General features: G+C 54.4%; 17 protein-coding genes and 3 pseudogenes. 14 read left to right on the plus strand and 6 right to left on the minus strand.

Annotated features, from left to right (window positions below; all coding sequences use genetic code 11):
• The first annotated feature begins 622 nt into the window (after positions 1-622).
• The 4 genes from EGJ86_RS03440 to EGJ86_RS03455 all read left to right on the plus strand — a co-directional run bounded on the left by EGJ86_RS03440 (position 623) and on the right by EGJ86_RS03455 (position 8,735).
• Positions 623-1,903: a site-specific integrase gene (locus EGJ86_RS03440; RefSeq protein WP_177432755.1), complete on the plus strand. Its 1,281-nt coding sequence runs from the start codon at positions 623-625 to the stop codon at positions 1,901-1,903.
• Positions 1,904-2,130: 227 nt separating this feature from the next.
• Complete coding sequence (locus EGJ86_RS03445; protein WP_125834070.1) at positions 2,131-4,107, plus strand: class I SAM-dependent DNA methyltransferase; 1,977 nt, start codon at positions 2,131-2,133, stop codon at positions 4,105-4,107.
• A complete protein-coding gene (locus tag EGJ86_RS03450; protein WP_125834071.1) occupies positions 4,104-5,546 on the plus strand; it encodes a restriction endonuclease subunit S in 1,443 nt (480 codons plus the stop codon). Before EGJ86_RS03445 ends, EGJ86_RS03450 begins: the two co-directional genes overlap by 4 nt.
• Positions 5,547-8,735 carry a type I restriction endonuclease subunit R gene (locus EGJ86_RS03455; protein ID WP_125834072.1) on the plus strand — a complete coding sequence of 1,063 codons (3,189 nt, stop codon included), beginning with the start codon at positions 5,547-5,549 and terminating at the stop codon, positions 8,733-8,735.
• Between the two features lie 31 nt (positions 8,736-8,766).
• Here EGJ86_RS03455 and EGJ86_RS03460 read toward each other — a convergent pair whose 3' ends face one another.
• Complete coding sequence (locus EGJ86_RS03460; RefSeq protein WP_003105872.1) at positions 8,767-8,988, minus strand: helix-turn-helix domain-containing protein; 222 nt, start codon at positions 8,986-8,988, stop codon at positions 8,767-8,769.
• A 102-nt stretch (positions 8,989-9,090) separates the two neighbouring features.
• Between EGJ86_RS03460 and EGJ86_RS03465 the strand changes: the two genes are divergently transcribed.
• The 7 genes from EGJ86_RS03465 (at position 9,091) to EGJ86_RS03495 (ending at position 13,484) form a co-directional block, all read left to right on the plus strand.
• A complete protein-coding gene (locus EGJ86_RS03465) occupies positions 9,091-9,681 on the plus strand; it encodes a hypothetical protein (protein ID WP_125834073.1) in 591 nt (196 codons plus the stop codon).
• A complete protein-coding gene (locus EGJ86_RS03470; RefSeq protein WP_125834074.1) occupies positions 9,678-11,078 on the plus strand; it encodes a DEAD/DEAH box helicase in 1,401 nt (466 codons plus the stop codon). The genes EGJ86_RS03465 and EGJ86_RS03470 overlap by 4 nt, the downstream gene beginning before the upstream one ends.
• Positions 11,079-11,144: 66 nt before the next feature.
• Positions 11,145-11,408, plus strand: a complete 264-nt coding sequence (locus tag EGJ86_RS03475) for a BPSL0761 family protein (RefSeq protein ID WP_125834075.1) — start codon at positions 11,145-11,147, stop codon at positions 11,406-11,408.
• Positions 11,409-11,422: 14 nt separating this feature from the next.
• On the plus strand, positions 11,423-12,025 hold the full coding sequence (locus tag EGJ86_RS03480) for an AbiEi antitoxin N-terminal domain-containing protein (RefSeq protein WP_125834076.1): 603 nt from the start codon (positions 11,423-11,425) through the stop codon (positions 12,023-12,025).
• Between the two features lie 225 nt (positions 12,026-12,250).
• Entirely contained in the window at positions 12,251-12,484 is a 234-nt protein-coding gene (locus tag EGJ86_RS03485) for a hypothetical protein (RefSeq protein ID WP_121369338.1), read from the plus strand.
• A gap of 339 nt (positions 12,485-12,823) precedes the next feature.
• Positions 12,824-13,105: a hypothetical protein gene (locus EGJ86_RS25265; RefSeq protein ID WP_125834077.1), complete on the plus strand. Its 282-nt coding sequence runs from the start codon at positions 12,824-12,826 to the stop codon at positions 13,103-13,105.
• A gap of 106 nt (positions 13,106-13,211) precedes the next feature.
• Positions 13,212-13,484, plus strand: a complete 273-nt coding sequence (locus EGJ86_RS03495) for a hypothetical protein (RefSeq protein ID WP_235598564.1) — start codon at positions 13,212-13,214, stop codon at positions 13,482-13,484.
• Positions 13,485-13,625: 141 nt separating this feature from the next.
• Here EGJ86_RS03495 and EGJ86_RS03500 read toward each other — a convergent pair.
• Positions 13,626-13,916, minus strand: a pseudogene (locus EGJ86_RS03500) (DUF4113 domain-containing protein); the annotation flags it as partial.
• A gap of 74 nt (positions 13,917-13,990) precedes the next feature.
• Here EGJ86_RS03500 and istB point away from each other — a divergent pair.
• A pseudogene (gene istB / locus EGJ86_RS03505) lies at positions 13,991-14,689 on the plus strand (IS21-like element helper ATPase IstB).
• Positions 14,690-14,780: 91 nt separating this feature from the next.
• Here istB and EGJ86_RS03510 read toward each other — a convergent pair.
• The 3 genes and pseudogenes from EGJ86_RS03510 to EGJ86_RS25270 all read right to left on the minus strand — a co-directional run.
• A pseudogene (locus tag EGJ86_RS03510) lies at positions 14,781-15,062 on the minus strand (DNA polymerase V subunit UmuC); the annotation flags it as partial.
• Positions 15,063-15,233: 171 nt separating this feature from the next.
• Positions 15,234-17,444, minus strand: coding sequence for an AAA family ATPase (locus tag EGJ86_RS03515; protein ID WP_125834078.1), 2,211 nt, complete (start codon positions 17,442-17,444; stop codon positions 15,234-15,236).
• Between the two features lie 310 nt (positions 17,445-17,754).
• Positions 17,755-17,943, minus strand: coding sequence for a hypothetical protein (locus EGJ86_RS25270; RefSeq protein ID WP_256672301.1), 189 nt, complete (start codon positions 17,941-17,943; stop codon positions 17,755-17,757).
• A 350-nt stretch (positions 17,944-18,293) separates the two neighbouring features.
• Between EGJ86_RS25270 and EGJ86_RS03525 the strand changes: the two genes are divergently transcribed.
• Entirely contained in the window at positions 18,294-18,650 is a 357-nt protein-coding gene (locus tag EGJ86_RS03525) for a hypothetical protein (RefSeq protein WP_125834079.1), read from the plus strand.
• Positions 18,643-19,728, plus strand: coding sequence for an ImmA/IrrE family metallo-endopeptidase (locus EGJ86_RS03530; protein WP_158620893.1), 1,086 nt, complete (start codon positions 18,643-18,645; stop codon positions 19,726-19,728). Before EGJ86_RS03525 ends, EGJ86_RS03530 begins: the two co-directional genes overlap by 8 nt.
• On the opposite strand, the gene EGJ86_RS03535 is transcribed toward EGJ86_RS03530, so the two are convergent.
• The gene (locus tag EGJ86_RS03535; protein WP_148100087.1) at positions 19,729-20,631 is read right to left on the minus strand and encodes a hypothetical protein; all 903 of its coding nucleotides are present in this window, start codon (positions 20,629-20,631) and stop codon (positions 19,729-19,731) included.
• Positions 20,632-20,636 lie beyond the last annotated feature (5 nt).

The following is a 20,636-nucleotide window of genomic DNA, read 5'->3' on the forward strand; positions in this document are numbered from 1 at the left end:
CGCTGAGTTCGGTATAAGACATAGGGGCAGCACCGTACCGGAAAGGTCAGGTGTTGCACTCAGTTTTTGCCGCCGCCCTGTATCTCTAGGGCCGAAAAACAGTTCAATGGTGCGGCTCTTGAATTGAATATTTCATCCATCAAAGTTGTGGCTGCGCGGTTCGAAGAAATACAATTCAGCGAAAATTTCGACTCAATCATCTTGGCTTGAAATCAGTGAATGGTCTAAAGCGTTTCCAATCGTTTGTTGAAGAGCGACGTCTCTTGGGAGACTGGGCTGATTTCGTTTCAGCAGATATGACTAGGCTTTCAAGAGTAAAGCTGGTTGAAGCGTGTGGGATTCAGCGAAGCATAATTTATCAAAACTCACAGGTAGTAACTCTGCTTCGTGATCTTGAGTCCGAATTAAGAGCACATGGTGTTCTTTATGGGCGCAGTGCGGATACCAATTGTGCTCACCAAAATTGTTTAACTCATGATGAAGAATTAGAGCAGCGGTTAGGCGATTTGTCTGCTTCGCTTTGTAAGTTTAATGACTATTTAAATGAAGTATCTAATTCGCTTGTGGTGTACCCCTTATCGAGGCCAAAATAGTTATGTGTATCCTTCATTTTGGAAACGGTTTGGCCAGCCACTCTGGCTATATGCGAGAGCGCGTAGGGATTTATTTTGATGATAATCATAACGTTCTTGAAGCACCGACCATGTGGGCGATGGCTGTCTCGAAGATACGTTCAAGGAGTGATGAAACGACAAGAAACTATGCGAATATCCTGAGAAGGTTTTTGCAGTGGTTGGACGATAGCCCAATCGAAGGGGCTGAAGTTGTATTTGGCGCGCAGAACTGGCAGTTGGTGGATGAGGATGTTTTTGATGCCTTCCTTGTTCATATAGCATCTCCAACGGATGCGCTTCCTGATGGTCCGTCTCACAAAACCATGTATCACATTGCGGCAAGGGTCTGGAGCTTCTATCAGTGGGCCGAAAGGCAGGGCTATAAACACTATTTGGATATCAGTAGGACTGATATCCGATACATGCTGAAAGACCAGAAACTCCTGGCCCATATCAACCCAGGGGTTAAAGTTACTACCCTGGGATTTAATCTGCCCAGTGGTAGACCAGCAATGCATCAACGAGAAATGCAGAAATTTGTAAGGCAAACTGATTATGAAATAGCTCTCAGTGTGATGAATGATCCTGTTTATCAAATTATCGCAGCGATCATACGTATTACCGGGCTTAGACCGATTGATCTTTTTCAATTGCCTTACCGAGGGAGAAATGAAAATCATGGATTCATTCCTTATGATGAGGGTGAGTACCCAGAAGGGTTAGATAATGGCGCTATCTATTATTATTTTAGGTCCAAGGGAAAATGGCGCTCCATAGACTTTCCAGGGAAGCTGTGGAGAGTTATTTGCGAGTATTATTTACCCTTAAGGCGGCAACGAGCGAAGCTATATGAGGCTAAGCATGGCATTCCACCAAGGAATAGCGACTTGTTTCTTTCCGCTCGTGGTGATGTTGTTACTCATGGAATGCTTGGTTATAACTTTAGCAAGGTGGTTTCTGCAGCGAAGAACTCCGAGAGCGCTACTGATTTTAAAGCCATACGATTCAATGCACGAATGCTCAGGCACACCTGTGCGACATATTTTGTTTATGAGGCGTTGAAAGCCCAGAATAGACTTGGAAGGAGTTTTGTTTACGATGCAGCGCTCGACGAAGATCTCAGGAAAATGCTGGGCCACACTGATGTTAGAACTACACTTGAATACTATGTTCATTTAGTCAACCGATATGTGCACGACAATCTTCTGACTGATCTTCATCGTTCGCGCGTTGATGCTGGTTTGTCCGCTATTTTAGACCGACATAATTACTCTGAGATTGTCGTATAGAACAGGCACTAGAGATGCTGCCTTCTTGGTGAGCAGCTCTGGACACGTCGATATGGGAGTGCATACGGTCAGGACAAATCGGGAAGGTGCCGCCGGCTGACTTGCCTCTGTAGATAGGTCTGGACGCATCAGCGCTTTAAACGCCAACGGCTTTGGGTTCGAAGTGATTTCGCCTGCCCCTCTTCAGTTACACTCGGCGCTTTGCACGCCTTTCAAGGAGCAGTTGCGTGAACACGGAAAACCACTCCCAGACTGCCGCCTTTCTCTGGTCGATTGCCGACCTGCTGCGCGGTGACTTCAAGCAGTCGCAGTACGGCCGCATCATCCTGCCGTTCACCCTGCTGCGGCGGATGGAGTGTGTACTGGAGCCGACCAAGGAGGCAGTGATCCGTGAGTCCTACGCGCAGGAAGGTCGGCCGGATCTGGTGCGTGAGCGGTTGTTGCTGCGCGCGGCCGGGCAGCAGTTCTTCAATGCCTCCAAGCTGACCCTCGGCACGCTGTCCGATACCCAGACCGCTGCCGACCTGATGAGCTATGTGCAGTCCTTCAGCAAGGACGCCCGCGAGATCTTCGAGCACTTCCACTTTGAAGACTTCGTGCAGCAGCTCTCTGCCGCCAATCTGCTGTATCAGGTGGTGCAGCGCTTTGCCGCCACCGACCTGAGCCCCGAGCGCATCAGTAACTTCGGCATGGGCATCATCTTCGAAGAGCTGATCCGCAAGTTCGCGGAAAGCTCCAACGAAACCGCCGGGGAGCACTTCACCCCGCGCGATATCGTGCACCTGACCACATCCTTGGTGATCACCGGGCAGGACGACAAGCTCAAGCCCAACAGCATTGTCACCATTTACGACCCGACTGCCGGCACCGGCGGCTTCCTCTCCGAAGGCGACGAGTACATCCAGTCCATCAGCCAGCAGGTCACCGTGTCGCTGCACGGCCAGGAGCTGAACCCCGAGTCCTACGCCATCTGCAAGGCGGACATGCTGATCAAGGGCCAGGACGTCACCAGCATCAAGCTGGGCAACACCCTGTCCGACGACCAACTGGCCGAAAGCCGCTTCGACTTCATGCTCAGTAACCCGCCGTTCGGCGTGGAATGGAAGAAGGTGCAGAAGCAGATCACCGACGAGCACACCGACAAGGGCTTCAACGGCCGCTTCGGCCCGGGCCTGCCGCGTGTGTCCGATGGCTCGCTGCTGTTCCTGCTGCACCTGGTCAGCAAGATGCGTGACCCGCGTGAAGGTGGCTCGCGTATCGGCATCATCCTCAACGGCTCGCCGCTGTTTACCGGCGGCGCCGGTTCGGGCGAGTCGGAGATTCGCCGCTACCTGCTGCAGAACGATCTGGTCGAAGCCATCGTCGCCCTGCCCACCGACATGTTCTACAACACCGGCATCGCCACCTATGTGTGGGTGCTGAGCAACCACAAGGCCGCCGCGCGCCAGGGCAAGGTGCAGTTGATCGATGGCAGCCAGCACTTTGCCAAGATGCGCAAATCGCTGGGCAGCAAGCGCCAGTACCTCACCGAGGAGCAGATCGACGAGCTGGTGCGCCTGTATGGTCGCTTCGAGGAAACCGCGCAGAGCAAGATCTTCCCCGTCGAAGCCTTCGGCTACCGGCGCATCACCGTCGAGCGTCCGCTGCGTCTGAACTTCCAGGTAAGCCCGGAGCGCATCGACAAAGTGCTGGAAGAAAAAGCCATCGAGAAGATGGATGCCCCAGCCCGCCAGCGCCTGATCGAAGCCCTGCAGGCGATGGACGAAAGCCAGCTGCACCGCAACCGCGAGCAGTTCAGCAAGCTGCTGAAGAAGGCACTCAGTGCCCACGATGTATCCCCCAGTACGCCTGAGCTGAAGGCCATCCTCAATGCCCTGAGCGAGCGTGACCCCGAGGCGGATATCTGCATGGTCAAAGGCCAGCCGGAAGCCGATGCCGGCCTGCGCGACAACGAGAACGTACCGTTGGGTGAGTCGGTGTATGACTACTTCGAGCGCGAAGTAAAACCCCATGTGCCGGATGCCTGGATCGACGAGAGCAAGACGGATGCGCAGGATGGTGAAGTCGGCGTGGTTGGCTTCGAGATTCCCTTCAACCGCAACTTCTACGTGTTCCAACCGCCGCGTCCGCTGGAAGAAATCGACCGCGACCTGAAAGCCTGCACCGACCGTATCAAGCAGATGATCGAGGGGCTGTCGGCATGACAAATATGTCGGGAGCAAATTTGCACAACGGCACAGCCGTTGGCCCGCAGGGCGAGGGCAGTGACAGCCCGAGTAGGTTTTCGACGTATCCGGCGTACAAGGATTCTGGGGTGGAGTGGTTGGGGAGTGTGCCGGCGCATTGGGTTCTTACTCCCATAAAGCACCTCGCATTACTCAATCCAAGGAAGTCAGGCTTCGCTGGTGATGTGGAGCAGCTATGTAGCTTCGTACCTATGGAAAAGCTAAAAACTGGCGTCGTGCAGTTGGATGAAGAGCGCCCAATCGATGAGGTTATTGGTGGATACACCTACTTCGAAGACGGTGATGTGCTGCAAGCTAAGGTCACGCCCTGCTTCGAAAATAAGAACGTTGCGATTGCCAAGGGGCTGACCAATAGAATTGGCTTCGGCTCCAGCGAAATAAACGTGCTCAGAGCCTATCAAGGCGTTAATGCTGATTACCTTTATTACCGCGTGCAGGAAGACAGTTATATGAGCGTCTGCACGTCCAGCATGATCGGTGCTGGCGGACTGAAGCGGGTGCCCACTGATGTGATCAATAACTTCAAGATCGCAGCGCCAACACTATGCGAGCAAACCCAAATCGCCCGCTTCCTCGACCAAGAAACCGCCCGCATCGACGCGCTGATCGAAGAGCAGCAGCGCCTGATCGATCTGCTCAAGGAAAAGCGCCAGGCCGTAATCTCCCAAGCCGTCACCAAAGGCCTCGACCCGACGGTGCCGATGAAAGACTCCGGTGTGGAGTGGCTGGGCGAGGTGCCGGCACACTGGGGTATTACCAACATCAAACGGGTTGGGTCTATACGCTATGGAATTGGTGAGCCTCCGCAATATTATCCGGAGGGGATGCCTCTCATTAGAGCTACAAATGTCCATGCCGGAAAGCTGTTTTCTGAAGGCTTGGTTTTTGTTGATCCAGCTGAGATACCTGCAAGGCGAATTGTCTGGTTAGAGCCCGGTGACATAGTTGTCGTACGAAGCGGGGCGTACACGGGCGACTCGGCGATTATTCCATATGACTATGGGCAGTGCATTGCAGGTTTCGATATGGTTTTGAGATGCCATTCAGCTCAGCCTGAATTCGTTCAATTTGCGTTGCTCAGTAAATATTTAAAGGAAGGCCAACTTGATCTTGAAAAAATGAGAGCTGCTCAACCTCATTTGAATGCTGAGGAACTTGGGGCTTGTATTTTGGTGCTCCCACCCAAGGAAGAGCAAATTAAGATCGTTGAGCTCTTACAGATACGTTGCAGCGAATTCGACATTCTTACGACGGAGGCGGAGCGAGCTAGAAGCCTCCTTCAAGAACGCCGCTCCGCCCTGATCTCCGCCGCTGTCACCGGCAAGATCGATGTACGTGGCTGGCAGCCACCGGCCAGCACTCCAGCCCCCGAATTAGCCGTAGCAGAGGCCCACTAAATGGCGGACAGCAAGGAAGCCCAGTTCCAGCAGGACATCATCACTGCCATGGTCGCCCATGGCTGGCTCACCGGCCCCGCCAGCGGCTATGACCGGCGCACGGCGCTGTATACCGAGGACTTTCTCGGTTACTTCAAGGACGCCTGGCCGGAGCGCTGGGACAAGTTCGCCAAGGCCAACCCGAACAACCCGGAAGCGGTGCTGGTGCAGAAGCTGGTGCGCGAGCTGGAGCAGGACTGCACCCTGGATGTGCTGCGTCATGGCTTCAAGCTGCCGGGCGTGAAGATCGAGACGTGCAGCTTCAAGCCCGACCACGGCATGAACCCTGATACCCTCAAGCGTTACCAGTGCAATCGCCTGCGCGTGGTGCCGGAGGTGTCTTATTCCCCTCATTTCCGAGAAGGGGAATACAACCCGCGTCTGGATCTGGTGCTGTTCGTCAACGGCATCCCGGTCGCTACGCTGGAGCTTAAAAGCGAGTTCAAGCAGAGCGTGGAAAACGCCAAGCGGCAGTACCGCTACGACCGCCCGGTAAAAGACCCGCTGACGAGAAAGCCCGAGCCGCTGCTGACCTTCAAGCGTGGCGCACTGGTGCATTTTGCCGTGAGTCAGGATGAGGTGGCGATGACCACCAAGCTCGCCGGCAAGGACACCTTCTTCCTGCCGTTCAACCTCGGCAGCCTTGACGGCGGCGCCGGTAACCCGCCCGCGCCGGATGACAGCCAGTACGCCACTGGCTACCTGTGGCAGCGCCTGTTCCAGCCCGATGCCTGGCTCAAGGTGCTGGGCCGCTTCCTGCACCTGCAGAAGAGCGTGAAGGAAGATGCAGATGGCAAGCGCGTCACCAAGGAAACCCTGATCTTCCCCCGCTACCACCAGTGGGAAGTGGTCAATACTCTGATCGAGACCACCCGTGCTGAAGGGCCGGGCAAGCGTTACCTGATCCAGCACAGTGCAGGGTCCGGCAAGTCCAACTCGATTGCCTGGTCGGCGCATCAACTGGCCTCGCTCTACGATGCCGAGGGCGAGCGCCTGTTCAATTCGGTGATCGTGATTACCGACCGCACCGTGCTGGACAAGCAGCTGCAGGACACCATCTACCAGTTCGAGCACGCCCAGGGTGTGGTCAAGTGCATCACCCGCGATATCGGCAGCCAGAGCAAGTCCGAGCAGCTGGCCGAGGCGCTGGCCGAGCAGACGCGCATCATCATCGTCACCATCCAGACCTTCCCGGCGCTGTTCGATGCCCTGGACAAGTACCCCAAGCTAGCCAGCGGGCGCTATGCGGTGATCGCCGACGAGGCGCATTCCTCGCAGACAGGCTCATCGGCCAGCAAGCTGAAGCAGATTTTGGGCAGCGATATCCCTGATGGGGAAGAGGCCAGTTCCGAAGACTTACAGAATGCCGCTGTTGCCGCCCGTCCGCCCAACGAGCGCATCAGCTACTACGCCTTTACCGCCACGCCCAAGGCAAAGACCCTGGAGCTGTTCGGTCGCCCGGCCAATCCGGCGTTGCCGGCAAGCGGCGACAACAAGCCCGAAGCGTTCCACCTGTATTCCATGCGCCAGGCCATCGAGGAAGGTTTCATTCTCGATGTGCTGCAGAACTACACCACCTACAGCACCGCCTGGAAGATCGCCCACCCGGACGGCGACGACGAGGAGGTGGACTCGAAGAAGGCGCGCATGAAGCTGGCGCGCTGGGTGCGCCTGCATCCTTACAACATCAGCCAGAAGGTGGAGGTGATCGTCGAGCACTTCCGCGCCAACATCCGCCACCTGCTGGGCGGCCAGGCCAAGGCCATGGTGGTCACCAGCAGCCGGCAGGAGGCGGTGCGCTACCAGTTGGCGGTGCAGGCTTATGTGAAGCAGATGGGCTACAGCGATGTGCATCCGCTGGTGGCCTTCTCCGGCAGTGTGCTGCCGGATGGGGTGATCCCCGAAGAGGTGACGGAAAGCAGCAGCCTGCTCAACCCCGGCCTGAACGGGCGCGACCTGGCGGAAGCCTTCGACACCCAGGACTTCAACGTGATGATCGCCGCCAACAAGTACCAGACCGGCTTCGATCAGCCCAAGCTGTGCGCGATGTACGTGGACAAGAAGCTGCAGGGGGTGGACTGCGTGCAAACCCTGTCGCGCCTCAACCGCACCTTCGGCGACAGCAAGCCGACCTTCATCCTCGACTTCTTCAATGATCCTCAGGACATCCTCGACGCCTTCCTGCCGTACTACACCAAGGCCGAGCTGACCGACGTGACCGACCCGCAGCTCATCTATGACCTGCAGAAGAAGCTGGACGCCGAGGGTATTTACCACTGGGAGGAAGTGGCGGCGTTCGCGCTGGCTTTCTTCGACCCCAAGGCCGCCGCCAGCAAGCTCAGCTACTACTGCGCACCGGCCAAGGAACGCTTTGCCAAGCGCTACAAACTGGCCCAGGAGTCACGCCAGCACGCGCTGGAGTTCAGGCGTACCGCCGAGCAGAACGGCGACAGCGCCGGCCTGAAAAAGGCCGAGGCGGCACTCAAGGAAGCCGGCGAGCAGGTGGATCAGCTCGACCTGTTCAAGAAGAACCTGCAGAGCTTTGTGCGCCTGTACGAGTTCCTCTCGCAGATCATTCCCTATGAGGATCGCGAGCTGGAGCAGCTGTGCGTGTACGCCAAGCACCTGCACCCGCTGCTGCGTGTGGATCGCCTCGATCAGGAAGACGTGGACGTGGGCGAACTGCAACTGACCCACTACCGCCTGACCAAGCGCGCCGAGCACCAGCTGCGCTTGAGCGAGGAACAAGGCGACTACGGCCTCAAACCGCCTACAGGACTGGGCAGCGGCAAGCCCCACGACCCGGAGAAGAAGCGGCTATCGGAAATCATCGAAGCGCTGAACGATATCTTCGGCGCCGAGGTGAGCGATGAGGATCAGCTGCAGTTCCTCACCGGCATCGCCAATCGCATCAGCCGGCAGGAGGATGTGATGGCCCAGGTCAACAACCATTCGGTCGAACAGGTGATGCACGGGCTATTCCCGAAACGCGTGGTGGATACCGTGCTGGATGCCATGACCGATAACGAAAAAATGTCGCTGGAAGTGCTGGATAACGAGACCAAGAGCCGGGCGTTTGCGTTGGTGATTTTGAAGATGCTGACGGCAGCTGGCGGCTTGGGACAAAGTAACAACGGCGCTCCTGTCTGACCTTTTTGCGCGCTGGTATTACGTGCTCGGGTTAGATTTCAGACGGCTGTGGCAGAAGGCTTGAAGGGTCGCAGGCGAGTTCGCCTGCGATGCGGTAGAGCTTCTCGACGGTGATGTTGACCTCGCCACGCTCGATCCGGCCTACATAGCTGCGGTCGAGACTGCACGCCAGCGCCAGTGCGTCCTGGGAAATCCGGCAGGCCTTCCTCTGCATTCGGATGCGTTCCCCTAACGCCTTCGCCAGCTTATCCATGACCGTCTCAATTCAACTTGAGGCGGCAATATCGTGCGTTTGCGGACGTATAGGCCACGGATTATAATCCGCATTTTCGCGCTATTTCTTCTGGTGCCCTCAATGAAATCGGCCTCGTTTATCTTCGACAGGCGTCTGTATGAGCTGCTTCAGGAGCCAGGGCGTACTTCGTTTACGACCCGCGAACTGCGCGATGCCTATGCCGCTCGCTTGAGTGGCACACAATTCCGTATCGCCGATGTACGCCGCTATGTGTATGAGCAGATTCGCCGATTAGTGCGAACGGGTTGGGTTTTACCGGACGAGGATCGTCGTGTTCGAGGACAGGTCTACCACCTGCAGCCGATTCCGGTACATCTGCAACTGGAACTTATCGACAACGGTTTTGAGAACAGCCTTATGGCTGCCGGAGTGCCCGAACCAGACACGGCAGTGCGCGACGTGGAAGCTTTGCCGCTTAAGTCATCAGCCAATACGGATTTGCAGTTGGAGGCGCTCCACAAGGAAATCCGCTTGGACTTTCTCACTTCAATGGGCGAGGCGGAGCGATTCAAGCTGCTTCTGGACGAGATGCCACATTTGCGGGACAAGGTTGAAGGCGATTACCTGGAGGCTAGGGATCGCAGTTCTCGCCTTCTGGGCCATCTACGCGCCATCGAAAAGACCCTCAAAACGCTCGCCTCCGCACGATGACCATATCGCTGCGAGACTGGCAACGCCGCTGCATCGACACGGCGCTGGAGCACTTTTCTTCCACGCCGCACTTCTTCTGTCAGGCAACGCCGGGTGCCGGCAAGACGCGCATGGCGGCAGAGCTGGCCAGCAAACTGCTCGAGCAGGACAGGATCGATCTGGTGCTGTGCTTCGCGCCATCCTGCCAGGTTGTCGAGGGCTTTCGCTCGACCTTTGCTATGGTGCTTGGCAGGCGTCTGGACGGCCAAATCGGTGCAGTGGGGGCGGCGTTCACCTACCAGGCCATGGAATACCGTGATGAGGGTTTCTGGCAGCTTCTTGATGACTACCGCGTACTCGTGGTCTTCGATGAAATTCACCACTGCGCCGGCCATGATCCACTTCTAAGCAACGCCTGGGGGCAGCAGATACTGCATCGGATACAAGATCGCGCCGCCTACACCTTGGCTCTCTCCGGCACACCATGGCGTTCGGACGACAGGGCCATTGCCCTGGCCCGCTACTCGACACCCGAGGGACGCCTGATCTGCGACTACCGCTACGGCCTGAAAGAGGCCATTGCCGACGGCGTGTGCCGCTCCCCTCGTATTGTCCTGCTCGACAACCAGAAGGTAAAACTTACCGAGGAGCTAGACACTGAGAGCACTGTCAGGCTGTTTCCCAGCATCGCCAAACTATTGGGGGAATCCCCTGTCACCTACGAAGAGCTGCTGCGCCATGACGAGGTGATCGATCAACTGCTCGGTCTTGGGTGCGCTAAGCTGGATGAGCTTCGCCTGATCAAGCCTGATGCGGCTGGCTTGGTGGTTGCCACCGACATCGAGCACGCCCAGCAAGTTGCCCTGGCCCTGGAAGCCAGGGGTGAAGGTTGCCGCATCGTGACTAACAAAACCCCGGATGCGCAGCAGGTGATCAACGCGTTCAGGCACAGCGCCTGCCGTTGGATTATCGCGGTTGGAATGATTAGCGAAGGCACGGACATCCCCCGCCTCCAGGTGTGCTGCTACCTCAGCCGCATCCGCACCGAGCTGCATTACCGGCAAGTGCTGGGGCGAGTGCTTCGGCGCACAGGCGGGCCCGATGATCAGGCTTGGCTGTTCATGATGGCAGAGTCGACGTTGCAGCGCTTGGCAGAGCGAATTGCAGATGATCTGCCAGATGACCTGGCTGTGCTGAACGAGGTAGAGATGCCAGCCTCAACCTCAGGTTCAGTATCTGGCTGGATTGGGGCTGCCGGCAATATAGATAGCGTGGATGACAGTATTGGGAGTGGCATCGAGCAGGTTATTGGGGCAGGCGCAACATCCACCATATCCTTGGGGGGCTCTGCCGCCGAGCCAAGCCATCAGGTCAGCTTTTCCAAGCACTACCGGCAACAGTTGCTAGCTTGCTTTTGATGCTTGTATGGAGGTCAAAATTCAAGCGTCGGCAGACGTGGTTGACTGAATCAGGAGATAACCGCATTGACCCTTCCCTGCGAAAGAACCCGCAGCGTCATCAAGGCCGAAGAATTCCTGCGAGAGCTCTCTCGCGACACTGAACTGCCCCAGGATATCCGCAGCTATGCGAAAAGCCTGCTTAGGCACTATCCGTCGGCCGACCAAATCCTTTCGTTGGGGCGCCTTGAAGAGTGCCTGGTGAGCGATGCACCAGATGATGAATATCGACGGCGGGTGATCGCTTTCCATCAGCCGCTGTTCAGCTCGTCATTGGACTTCACGCGATAGAAATGAGAGCCGCAATGTCCAGCACTGATTTTGCTCTGCCGGTATCCACCCGCATTGCGCAACGGGTCAAACGCTTACCCAAAGGGCAACCCTTCTGCATCAGCCGCTTTGCGGAGCTTGGAGCGCGTGGCGCCATATCCAAGGCAGTAGCTCGGCTGGTCAGCCAAGGCGAACTTGAACGGGTGCATCGAGGAATTTACATGCGCCCGAAATCCAGTCGATACGTTGCACGGGTTCGCCCAAATGTATGGGAAGTAGTGAGCTTGATCGCTAGGCAGAACCGCCATGTTCTACAGATTCATGGCGCTCATGCGGTCAGGTTGTTTGGACTGAGCACCCAGATGCCGCTCATTCCGATCTATTACACCAGCGGACCCAGCCGATCATTTTTTATGGGGAAGGCTGAGGTCCGGTTGGTACATGCGGCACCAATGGTCATGCAGCGTGCCGGGACCGAGGTAGGGACGGCTATCAGCGCACTATTTTATCTCGGTAAAGACGGCTCGACCCCGGAGTGCATTGCCGCGATCAAAAAAGCGCTCAGAGCTGAAGATCTAAATATATTGATGGCCTGCAAAATGCCGAAATGGATGCGTAAAGCGTTGGAGCTGACATGACCTGTTGCCGCCGGTGCATTTCCACCCACATGCCGGAATTTCATTGACCCAGTTTCTAGCACCAAACGAGTTGTAGAATTTCGCTTTCAGACTGCTGGGTTGGGTCAGAATAGCGTCGGCATCTGGGTCAAAAATGCATTGGCGGTAACATTTGATGTTTGCGGCAGTACTGCCTCCCGTTCCGGATTGGCACAGCAAAAGACTTGATTCGAATTCGGAGGAAACATGGGTATTTCGTATTACCTTGCATGTTTGGAGACCCGGCAATATGTCTGGGTTGGCAGGCTTGACCCACAGGGGGAGGTGCCGGTGGCGGATGTCGAAGGCTCCATCGCCATGTTCGCGCTGGTGAATCGGAACAAACCGTTGATCGTCGTGAGCGAAAGCCATCCGATCCTCGAAGAGGGAATGGAGTGGTCGCCGCCGGCAACGCAAGAAACGTGCAGCGGACAACCATGACGAACCAACGCCAACCGCATCTCCGGACACTCGTCGCGTTACGAGTCATGGCACAGGTCGTCGTTGGACAGCTTTAAGTGTTGGCGCTGATGGAAAATTGTCCCAGTCGGATTGCGGATTTCTGCATCAGCAGCTGTTGATAAGCATATCAGCGCAGCTGCTTTTGAATCCTCCTTTGGATAGCCCAGTTCAGTTGTCGAAGACCTGCCATATCCACCGCTGGCATGGCGCACCAGACCATGCTTGAGCTAACGCAGCGGGGCTGGAGAATTGGCAAAAGGCGCTCCGTTGCGCAGTGCCCTCGGTTACCCTCTTTAATACGAACACGAGGACTGCCCGGTGACAGAGACCGATAAAGACACCATTTGCGATGTATGCGCTACCAGTACGAGGGTGCCGGGATACGGCGAGCAGTTCGGGACGCTCCAGGCGCTCTGGGGCTATGGCGCAGGGCATGATGGCGAACGCTATCGAGTCAATCTATGCGAGAGGTGTTTTTTCGCGGCACTAGCGTTTTTGAAGCAGGAGCGCCGCACGCAGAATCTGTTCAGCGATGAGCAGCCCTGCGAGGAATGCCCATTCGGACTAGTCGCCCGTGATGACTACTTTGGCGATTCGTAGCCATATCGCAGAGATGAGGTTGTTGGCTCGCCAGCATCGAACTCAGGCCATGTCAGCACGACTCCTCGCTACAATGGCGTCACCCGCAATCGTCTAGGGAACTAGCTTGACTGACACAAAACTCACTGAAGTTGAGATGCGGCGCGCACTCGGTCTTGACCCCGCTCCTTCGAAATCGAAGCAGCCAATACCCAAACAGCACTCCACCTTCACACTCGTTGAATTGAGCGTGCGCAAGAACGGTGGCTCGCCGTTCCGCTTCGAGCACCGCTCCCGCTCCATCAGTACACTCACTGCCCAACTTGAGGCCGAGAAAGCGGCTCGGGAGAAAGGGTATGAGGTCTGGGTCGTGTTGGATATCAGGCAGGTTTCATCATAGAGCCGCAACCGCCTCCATTCAGTCCAGCCTCGCTGATTGCTCTGGGGCAACGAACGCCTGAACCAACTAGAGCGAATCAGTTCGCACTCAGGCTGCCTTTGGAGGGCAAGTGTCTCTTCCAGGGTAGGCCGCCTCAGCGTCTTAGGTTACCCGCCATAACTGATCAAGCCGCGTCGTATAGCTCGGGCTCATCATCTCCCGACGCATGTCCCAGTCCGGATTCGCCGGCACTCCTGCAGGCCGCATGGTTCCACGCCCCCATCGTGCATTGATCGCATCCATCGCCCCCATCACCCGCTCGGCAGCCACCGGCGGTGTCGCGACGAACAAGTCATCGGTGAACTCGCCACGCTGGCGCGGATCGAGCAACAGGATCTCCGCCTTACTGAATGCAAAACCGGCCCGGAAGATCAGTTCCAGCCCCGCGGAGGCGGTCTTGGTAACAGGAGCTGTTCAATGTGCCTCAACACACCCTGAATCTACTGCACCAGCTACGCCTGGACGGCATGGCTAGCGCCCTGGAGGAGCAATGGACGCTGCCGGCCAGCCACAGCCTGAGCTTCGATGAGCGCCTCGGCCTGTTGCTCGACCGTGAACTGGCCTGGCGTGACAACCAGCGCCTGGTGCGGCTGCGCAAGAAAGCCAAGCTCAAGTACAGCAACGCCTGCCTCGAAGATCTCGACCGCAGCCCCGACCGCGCCCTGGACGAGCGCCTGATCGCCGGCCTGGCCAGCGGCGACTGGATCCGCCAGCAGCACAACCTGCTGCTGACCGGCCCGACCGGTGCCGGCAAAACCTGGCAGGCCTGCGCCCTGGGCAACCAGGCCTGCCGCCAGGGCTAAAGCACCCTGTATCTGCGCACCCCGCGCCTGCTGGCGCAACTGCGCATCGCCCACGGCGACGGCAGCTTCGGTCGCACCCTGCAACAGCTGGCCAAAGTCGATGTCCTGCTGCTGGACGACAGGGCGCTGGCCCCGCTGGAGGAAGGGGCTCGGCATGACCTGCAGGAGGTGATCGACGACCGCGCCGGCAACCGCTCCACCATCCTGACCAGCCAACTGCCCCTCGAACACTGGCATAGCTGGATCAACGACCCGACCCTGGCCGACGCCATCCTCGACCGCCTGGTGCACAACGCTTACCGACTGACGATGAAGGGCGAGCCACTGCGCCGGGAAAAAGCCGAGGAACAAACTGCATCGTGACCGATGCGATTACAATCCAGAACCCGCGCAACCGGGGTGGAAGCACCGGTCACGTATTAGTGAAACGCTCGGTCACGTTCACCGAAATTCGCAGGTGGGCGGTCATCTGCCGACCGATGCCCCAGACCTCGCTGACATCAATTACCTGCAGTAGCCTGTCGCGCTTTTCGGGCTGACGGATGCCCACGACCCCACCGGTCTGCCGCTGCCATAGCTTCGCCGCACGATTGGCCAGCTTGGCCAAGGTCTTTGTCTGGGCAATGCCCACCCCCACCGGGATGCCAGTGCAGCGCAGCACCCGTGCACGCATCTCCCGCCCCAGCCTCTCCAAGCTGCCATGCATACCGGTCAGGTCGGCGAACGCTTCATCAATGTAAAGGAAAGAAGAAAAGGTATGGACATGGCCCAACGCCTTATAGGCTGGTTAGGTTATCAACTTCACCCATGTCCATAGGGAAACCCTATTTCAAGCAATATGGGCCACAGCATGTCCATAGCACACCGATGTTGGTTCTAATTACAAGAATCATAAGCCGCCTTGAGCCTAAGCAGGCCACTCCAGTTCCTGTATCTTGTTAAACAGATCGACAAGATGCTCAATTGACATATCAATCAATGGCTCATACATAAATGAGTTTAAATGAATGTTTTCTGGCGTCATTAACGTAACTTGACCAAGTGTTTTGCGTAATGGATCAAACTCAGCCCGCCCCAACTGCTCCCGCACAACCCTATCGTACAGCTTTCCTGTTTGGCATCCATTAATACGAGTTTTATCTGCCACATGCGCCCACATAAATTCCTCAGCCTTCAGGCGTATAGCAATGGATAATGCAACTTTCCTTTCGAGAGAAATGGAATCTTCTAATCCATCACCTCCATCACCTCCAGCGAGGTCAGTTGCAGTTCTGTAAATTAGATCTATGACCAACTCTTTCTTATTAAAACTTTCACTTAAGTCTTTACGGGGCACAACGCTAGAGATGATATTCTCTAAGTCCTCCAGCGTCTGATTTCGAGTTTTATAATCCGACTCAATATGATCTTCCTTAATATGAAGCATTGAGGTCAGCTTTTTATAACTTTCTGATGCTGTGCCGTCTCGATACTCTATTAAGTTTCTAACGAAAGGTATCATTGAGATTAGAATTTCTGGACTTTTATTGTATTGGCCTTTCCAAAGTTCAAACGGACTGGAGACATCCTTATTTCCACCCTTCATAAGCCTTATCTGTCCATCGCTCTTCTGAGCAATAAAAGAATTCTCCCACTTGGCCTTATCCAAAATACGACTCTGAACCGTCCTGTAGAAATCAAAGTTATGCGTAAGGATTATCAGACGAAATAGATCTTCGTCTGCCAGCTCCTTTAGATACTCGACAATAGCGTATTTGTTTCTATAGTCAAAGGAGTCTGCAATGTCATCAATTATTATCACAGAGCGCTGCCCGGAATTCAGCCGAGCCTTGAACTCAAATATGACATAAAGAAGATACATTGCCCGTCTTTCACCGACTGACAGACAGTCAAGAGAGTCCAACTGCCCTCGATTCAATGAAATGAGCTTCCCGTCCTCATTTGGAAATGTAAATACCATGTTTGGGGCAACTGTGCCTAGAATAGCGTTTCTATGATCTTCAATATTTACGCTAAATGGGACGTAAAATCGCCTTTTAAAAACATCCTGTGCATCGTGCCACAAAGTGTTTTCTATATTCGCCTGCTGTTCTATAGAGGTCAGCTCATCTCTTTTGCTGTGAAATAATTCTAGCAAGTGGTCTAGGGCGCCTTGATCAGTAAGATAATAAGAATGCCAAAGCATCTTCTTGAGGTTAGCTATATCACTCAAGTAGGCTGAAACAATCGGGGAGGCCTCGAGCACCTCTTGAAATGTCTTAATGGGCGCAACCCCGGAAATTATCTTTTTTGAGATTTCCTGCAGCTGACCATCGCCAAGAATGGACTCGCTTTCCTTCTGAAGGAGCTCGTCAAGCGAGTCATCATCGCAAATCGGGGCGTCCTGACCTTTCATCAATAATCTATGCTCTGCCTCAAAGAACTTTTCTTTCTTTAAGGTTTTGGATACCGATGCCGCGTTAACAGGATTAAATTTGCCTTTTGAGAAGAGCGGCGACTGACTGATTAAGTCGTTATATCGATTGCTGTAGTCGTGAATATTATCCTTTATTGCCGGATCTGCTAGCAGCTCAATAACTTTTGGATCTAGTACTTTTGCATAGGGGACCTTATAGAGCTCTGGGTCACCACCGTCAAAAGTTTTAATTTTTTCGATCGCCTCAAAAATATTGTCGACCTCAAAATCCTCTACTATCTGGCCTTCTACCTTCTCGGCAAGAATTTTGGATAGCTTGTTTAGCTTTTTCGAGATCTGGGTTCTGGTCTCAAGTATTTCCTTATATATCGAATCATAAATATTTTTTTGACTGCTATTAACCAGCAGGGCAGAGAGATTTTTGGATTCGAAATCCGCATCAAACGGTTTGACAACAAGTATTTCTTCCGGCTTTATGTCCTGCCCGTCAATCTTTATGCTGTATTCTGCTGGACGATTGTAGAGAACATCTCTTGGCTCTTCTCTACTCTGCTGAATACATTGGAAGGTTTTTGCAAGGGAGGTTTTCATCACTCCGTTGGGGGCATAGATAAGCTGCACCTTTGATTTTTCAAATGAGAATTCTTCGGAGAAGGCTTGGATTCCAAAGCAGTTTTTTAGATTGAGCGATAACTTTTCCATGTATTCCTCAACTGGCCTATCTGGCTTGCTACGCAGTTGGACGTTGCTCGAACGATAAGCTCGCCGAGCAAATTAAATTCTAAGCTTTTTGTGACCTCGCGGATCAATTGTTAGAGCATTTTTTGCTGGCAGTTGCCGCTCCAATTCGGCAACGCGATCATATAGTTCAAGAATGGTGGCGTCGGCTTCACTTAGCAGGTTAGCAAGGTGATCCCGCTGTTGGGTGATTTCATCGATCCGCTCACGAAGGCCACGATTTTCTCGGCGGGCTAATAGGCTGACTTGGCGCACAGACGGTGGACGTTGCTCATCATGGCTTCCACATATTCTTGGATGTCGGCGATGAGGAGGGGAAAGCGCGCTTTTTCAACGCAGAGGGATCGCTGCCGGCCTCTTTGGCAACATTATTCTGGCTCACCGGCGTGCCTTTCGGCAGTCGTTCTGGTTTGTTGTTCTTCAGGCGCTCGAACGCTGCGCGGTACAAATCGCCTGCGCTCATACGCTTGGCTGGATCAGCGGATTGGCCAAAAGCAGTCAGTCATAAGAACGTTCGCGACAGAAAATTTTCTGGCTAACAAACAGGTACCCAGCACTCAAGCCACCCTGAGACTGGCGCACGGCCTAGTGGGCTGCTATAACCTTGAACCAACATCTAGGCGGGTTGCGACTCAACGGCGTCCAGGTATTTGGCGACTCTGCGACAGCCCCATTTTAGGCACAGACCGTGCGGGTATTCCTGGAGCGATGATCAGGATGATGGGGACAGGTTCATGTGTGAGCCGCTGCACGGTAGGCCATGTGTTTTCCCCAGCCGAAGGGGTATCATCACGCCACCATTGCTTTTACACCATGGACGAATCGGACAGAATGGCGTTGAAATTGGCGTTTGAGACGGAGGAACTCCGGGACCTTTGCACCAGCGAAGTGATTGCCCTCCGGGAATTGCCGCCAGTACTAGCACAAAACCTCTTCAGAAGGCTCGCGGACATTCGTGCAGCGTCGAACATCCTATACCTACCCGTCGGAAAACCTGCCGAACTTGATGCCGCCCCCCCAGGACTGGTGGTAGTGAAGCTCTATCAAAATCATCACCTTCTGTTCAGTGCCGCTCATCAACAAGTCCCTATCTTATCCTCGGGCAATGTAAACTGGGGCTCTGTAACGTCTGTAAAATTGTTAAAGATTGGACAGGATAATGATGAGTAACCCTCTGTTTCAACCAACCTGGGTCTCACCACCGGGCGAAACAATCTTGGATATTCTTTCTGATCGTGAGATCAGTCCGGAATGTTTGGCAAGGGACATAGGTTACGATTTGAATGGAATCAACGCCCTCTTCAACGGCAGCCAGGAAATAAGCGAGCATTTAGCTCATAAACTAGCTGACGCCATTGGCCCCGATGCCGATTTTTGGCTGACCCGAGAACAGCAATACCGCGAAGACGTGTCTCGTGTATACAGACACACTAGCAAAAAGGAAGATAGCTGGCTTGCTGAACTGCCGATCAAAAGCATGCAAGCGTTTGGATGGATTTCAAACTCGGACAGCAAATCGAAAAAAGTTATTGATTGCCTTGATTATTTCGGAATACCTGACATTAGTGCATGGAAAGACGTCAGCGCGGAGTTTACCAAGGAGGCACGTTTCAGAACGAGCCAGACGTTTGATCAGGAAGTAGGTGCCACGGCGGCATGGGTGAGATTTGGAGAAACAAAAGTTTCAAAATTTTCATGCAAACCTTGGGATAAAAACAAACTTCTAAGCAATCTTGATACAATCAGGGCCCTCACGCACATTTCCGATCCAGCACTATTCATCCCTGAGCTTCAGGCCATCTTAAACGATTGCGGCGTTGTATTAGTTATCTCTAAAACTCCAGAGGGTTGCCCAGCGAGTGGAATGGCGAAATTTGTTTCAGAAGACAGAGCACTCATAATGTTGAGTTTTCGCTACCTGTCTGATGATCATTTTTGGTTTTCATTATTTCACGAAATTGGGCACCTAGTCCTTCACGGACGAAAGGCTACCTTTGTGGAGGGTGAAGGATTTGAGTGTACGGAAGAAGAGAAAGAAGCCAATGAGTTTTCAGCTCTCGTGCTAATCCCAGCGGTTTTTCGGAAAAACATGAGAGCTCATGCCGCCGACTACAAAAGCATAATAAAATTTGCCAAATCTATTGGTATTGCGCCCGGTATTGTGGTGGGGCAAATGCAGTATGAAAAGATACTAAAGCCAGCGCATATGAATAAGTTAAAAGTTCGATATTCATGGCCCTCCATCTGATCAGCCTCTAAATCGCACGAAGCGGCCCGGCGATTTTTGCCAGTTGCATAGGGCGTCTTCGAGGACCTGCATTCCGACACCTAGGACACTTTCCAGCTCCTGAATCTTTTGCTCCAGCACTACGGCAGACAGATTAGCTAAGGTTGTACCGCCAAAGAGTAAGCGCGCCCCTTTGATCGGGCCAGTTGCCTCCGCCATGTACGTCGAATCTGCCACGATGGGGGAAATTCCCACCTTCGCAACCATGGTGAGGTAGTCAAATTTTCCGGTTCGACCAAACCGCTTTACCGCTCCCATGGATCGATAGAGCATGCCGAACGCAGCTCTGGGGTCACCTCCAGATTGCATCAGCGCGTGAGAGAACAGACCCGTGTGGGAACCATGTTGCATCACCCAATTCACATAGCTCTCAATAATCTCCCCTGTTGAGTTGGACTTTGCCGGGTCGAGAGACTCGTATTTACGATGATTCCCAAATTTTCGGCCACCGCTCCTCAGTACTGCCTGATTACTGGCAATCCATTGGCTCATGGCCACGGGATTGGTACTGACCAAAGGCCATGTCCAGTTGTACCCCGCGCCAAGAGCACCATACACGTCTTTTGTTAAGAGCCAACCTGTCCGGCTGGCCTTGCCAAAATGTGTTGCCAAGAAGACCAGCCAACTGGACTCCTCTACGTCTCCGGCTTGCGCCTTCAAGACCGCAGCACGGATCGGATCGAAGTAGTCACTGCCTGGATCAGAACGATTAACACTGATGGGCCGGGAAGCAACCGCAGCCACATAGTCGACTCGCCGAATGCTTTCTACCAACTGATCCAGAAGTGTAGCCTTGTTCTCTACCGCAACGATCCCCGGGAGCTGCAAGCCATCGTTAACGACCCGGTCGAGCTTAGCGCTCAATGACT

It is taken from the genome of Pseudomonas sp. o96-267 (genome assembly GCF_003935465.1).
GTDB lineage: Bacteria > Pseudomonadota > Gammaproteobacteria > Pseudomonadales > Pseudomonadaceae > Aquipseudomonas > Aquipseudomonas sediminis.

Excerpts from the sequence above, each read along its gene's own strand:
- EGJ86_RS03450 (WP_125834071.1), top strand. The coding sequence starts at position 4,104 with ATGACAAATATGTCGGGAGCAAATTTGCACAACGGCACAGCCGTTGGC.
- EGJ86_RS03480 (WP_125834076.1), top strand. The coding sequence starts at position 11,423 with ATGTCCAGCACTGATTTTGCTCTGCCGGTATCCACCCGCATTGCGCAA.
- EGJ86_RS03460 (WP_003105872.1), bottom strand. The coding sequence starts at position 8,988 with ATGGATAAGCTGGCGAAGGCGTTAGGGGAACGCATCCGAATGCAGAGG.
- EGJ86_RS03455 (WP_125834072.1), top strand. The coding sequence starts at position 5,547 with ATGGCGGACAGCAAGGAAGCCCAGTTCCAGCAGGACATCATCACTGCC.
- EGJ86_RS03465 (WP_125834073.1), top strand. The coding sequence starts at position 9,091 with ATGAAATCGGCCTCGTTTATCTTCGACAGGCGTCTGTATGAGCTGCTT.
- EGJ86_RS25270 (WP_256672301.1), bottom strand. The coding sequence starts at position 17,943 with ATGAGCGCAGGCGATTTGTACCGCGCAGCGTTCGAGCGCCTGAAGAAC.
- EGJ86_RS03530 (WP_158620893.1), top strand. The coding sequence starts at position 18,643 with ATGAGTAACCCTCTGTTTCAACCAACCTGGGTCTCACCACCGGGCGAA.
- EGJ86_RS03525 (WP_125834079.1), top strand. The coding sequence starts at position 18,294 with ATGGACGAATCGGACAGAATGGCGTTGAAATTGGCGTTTGAGACGGAG.
- EGJ86_RS03515 (WP_125834078.1), bottom strand. The coding sequence starts at position 17,444 with ATGGAAAAGTTATCGCTCAATCTAAAAAACTGCTTTGGAATCCAAGCC.
- EGJ86_RS03485 (WP_121369338.1), top strand. The coding sequence starts at position 12,251 with ATGGGTATTTCGTATTACCTTGCATGTTTGGAGACCCGGCAATATGTC.
- EGJ86_RS03470 (WP_125834074.1), top strand. The coding sequence starts at position 9,678 with ATGACCATATCGCTGCGAGACTGGCAACGCCGCTGCATCGACACGGCG.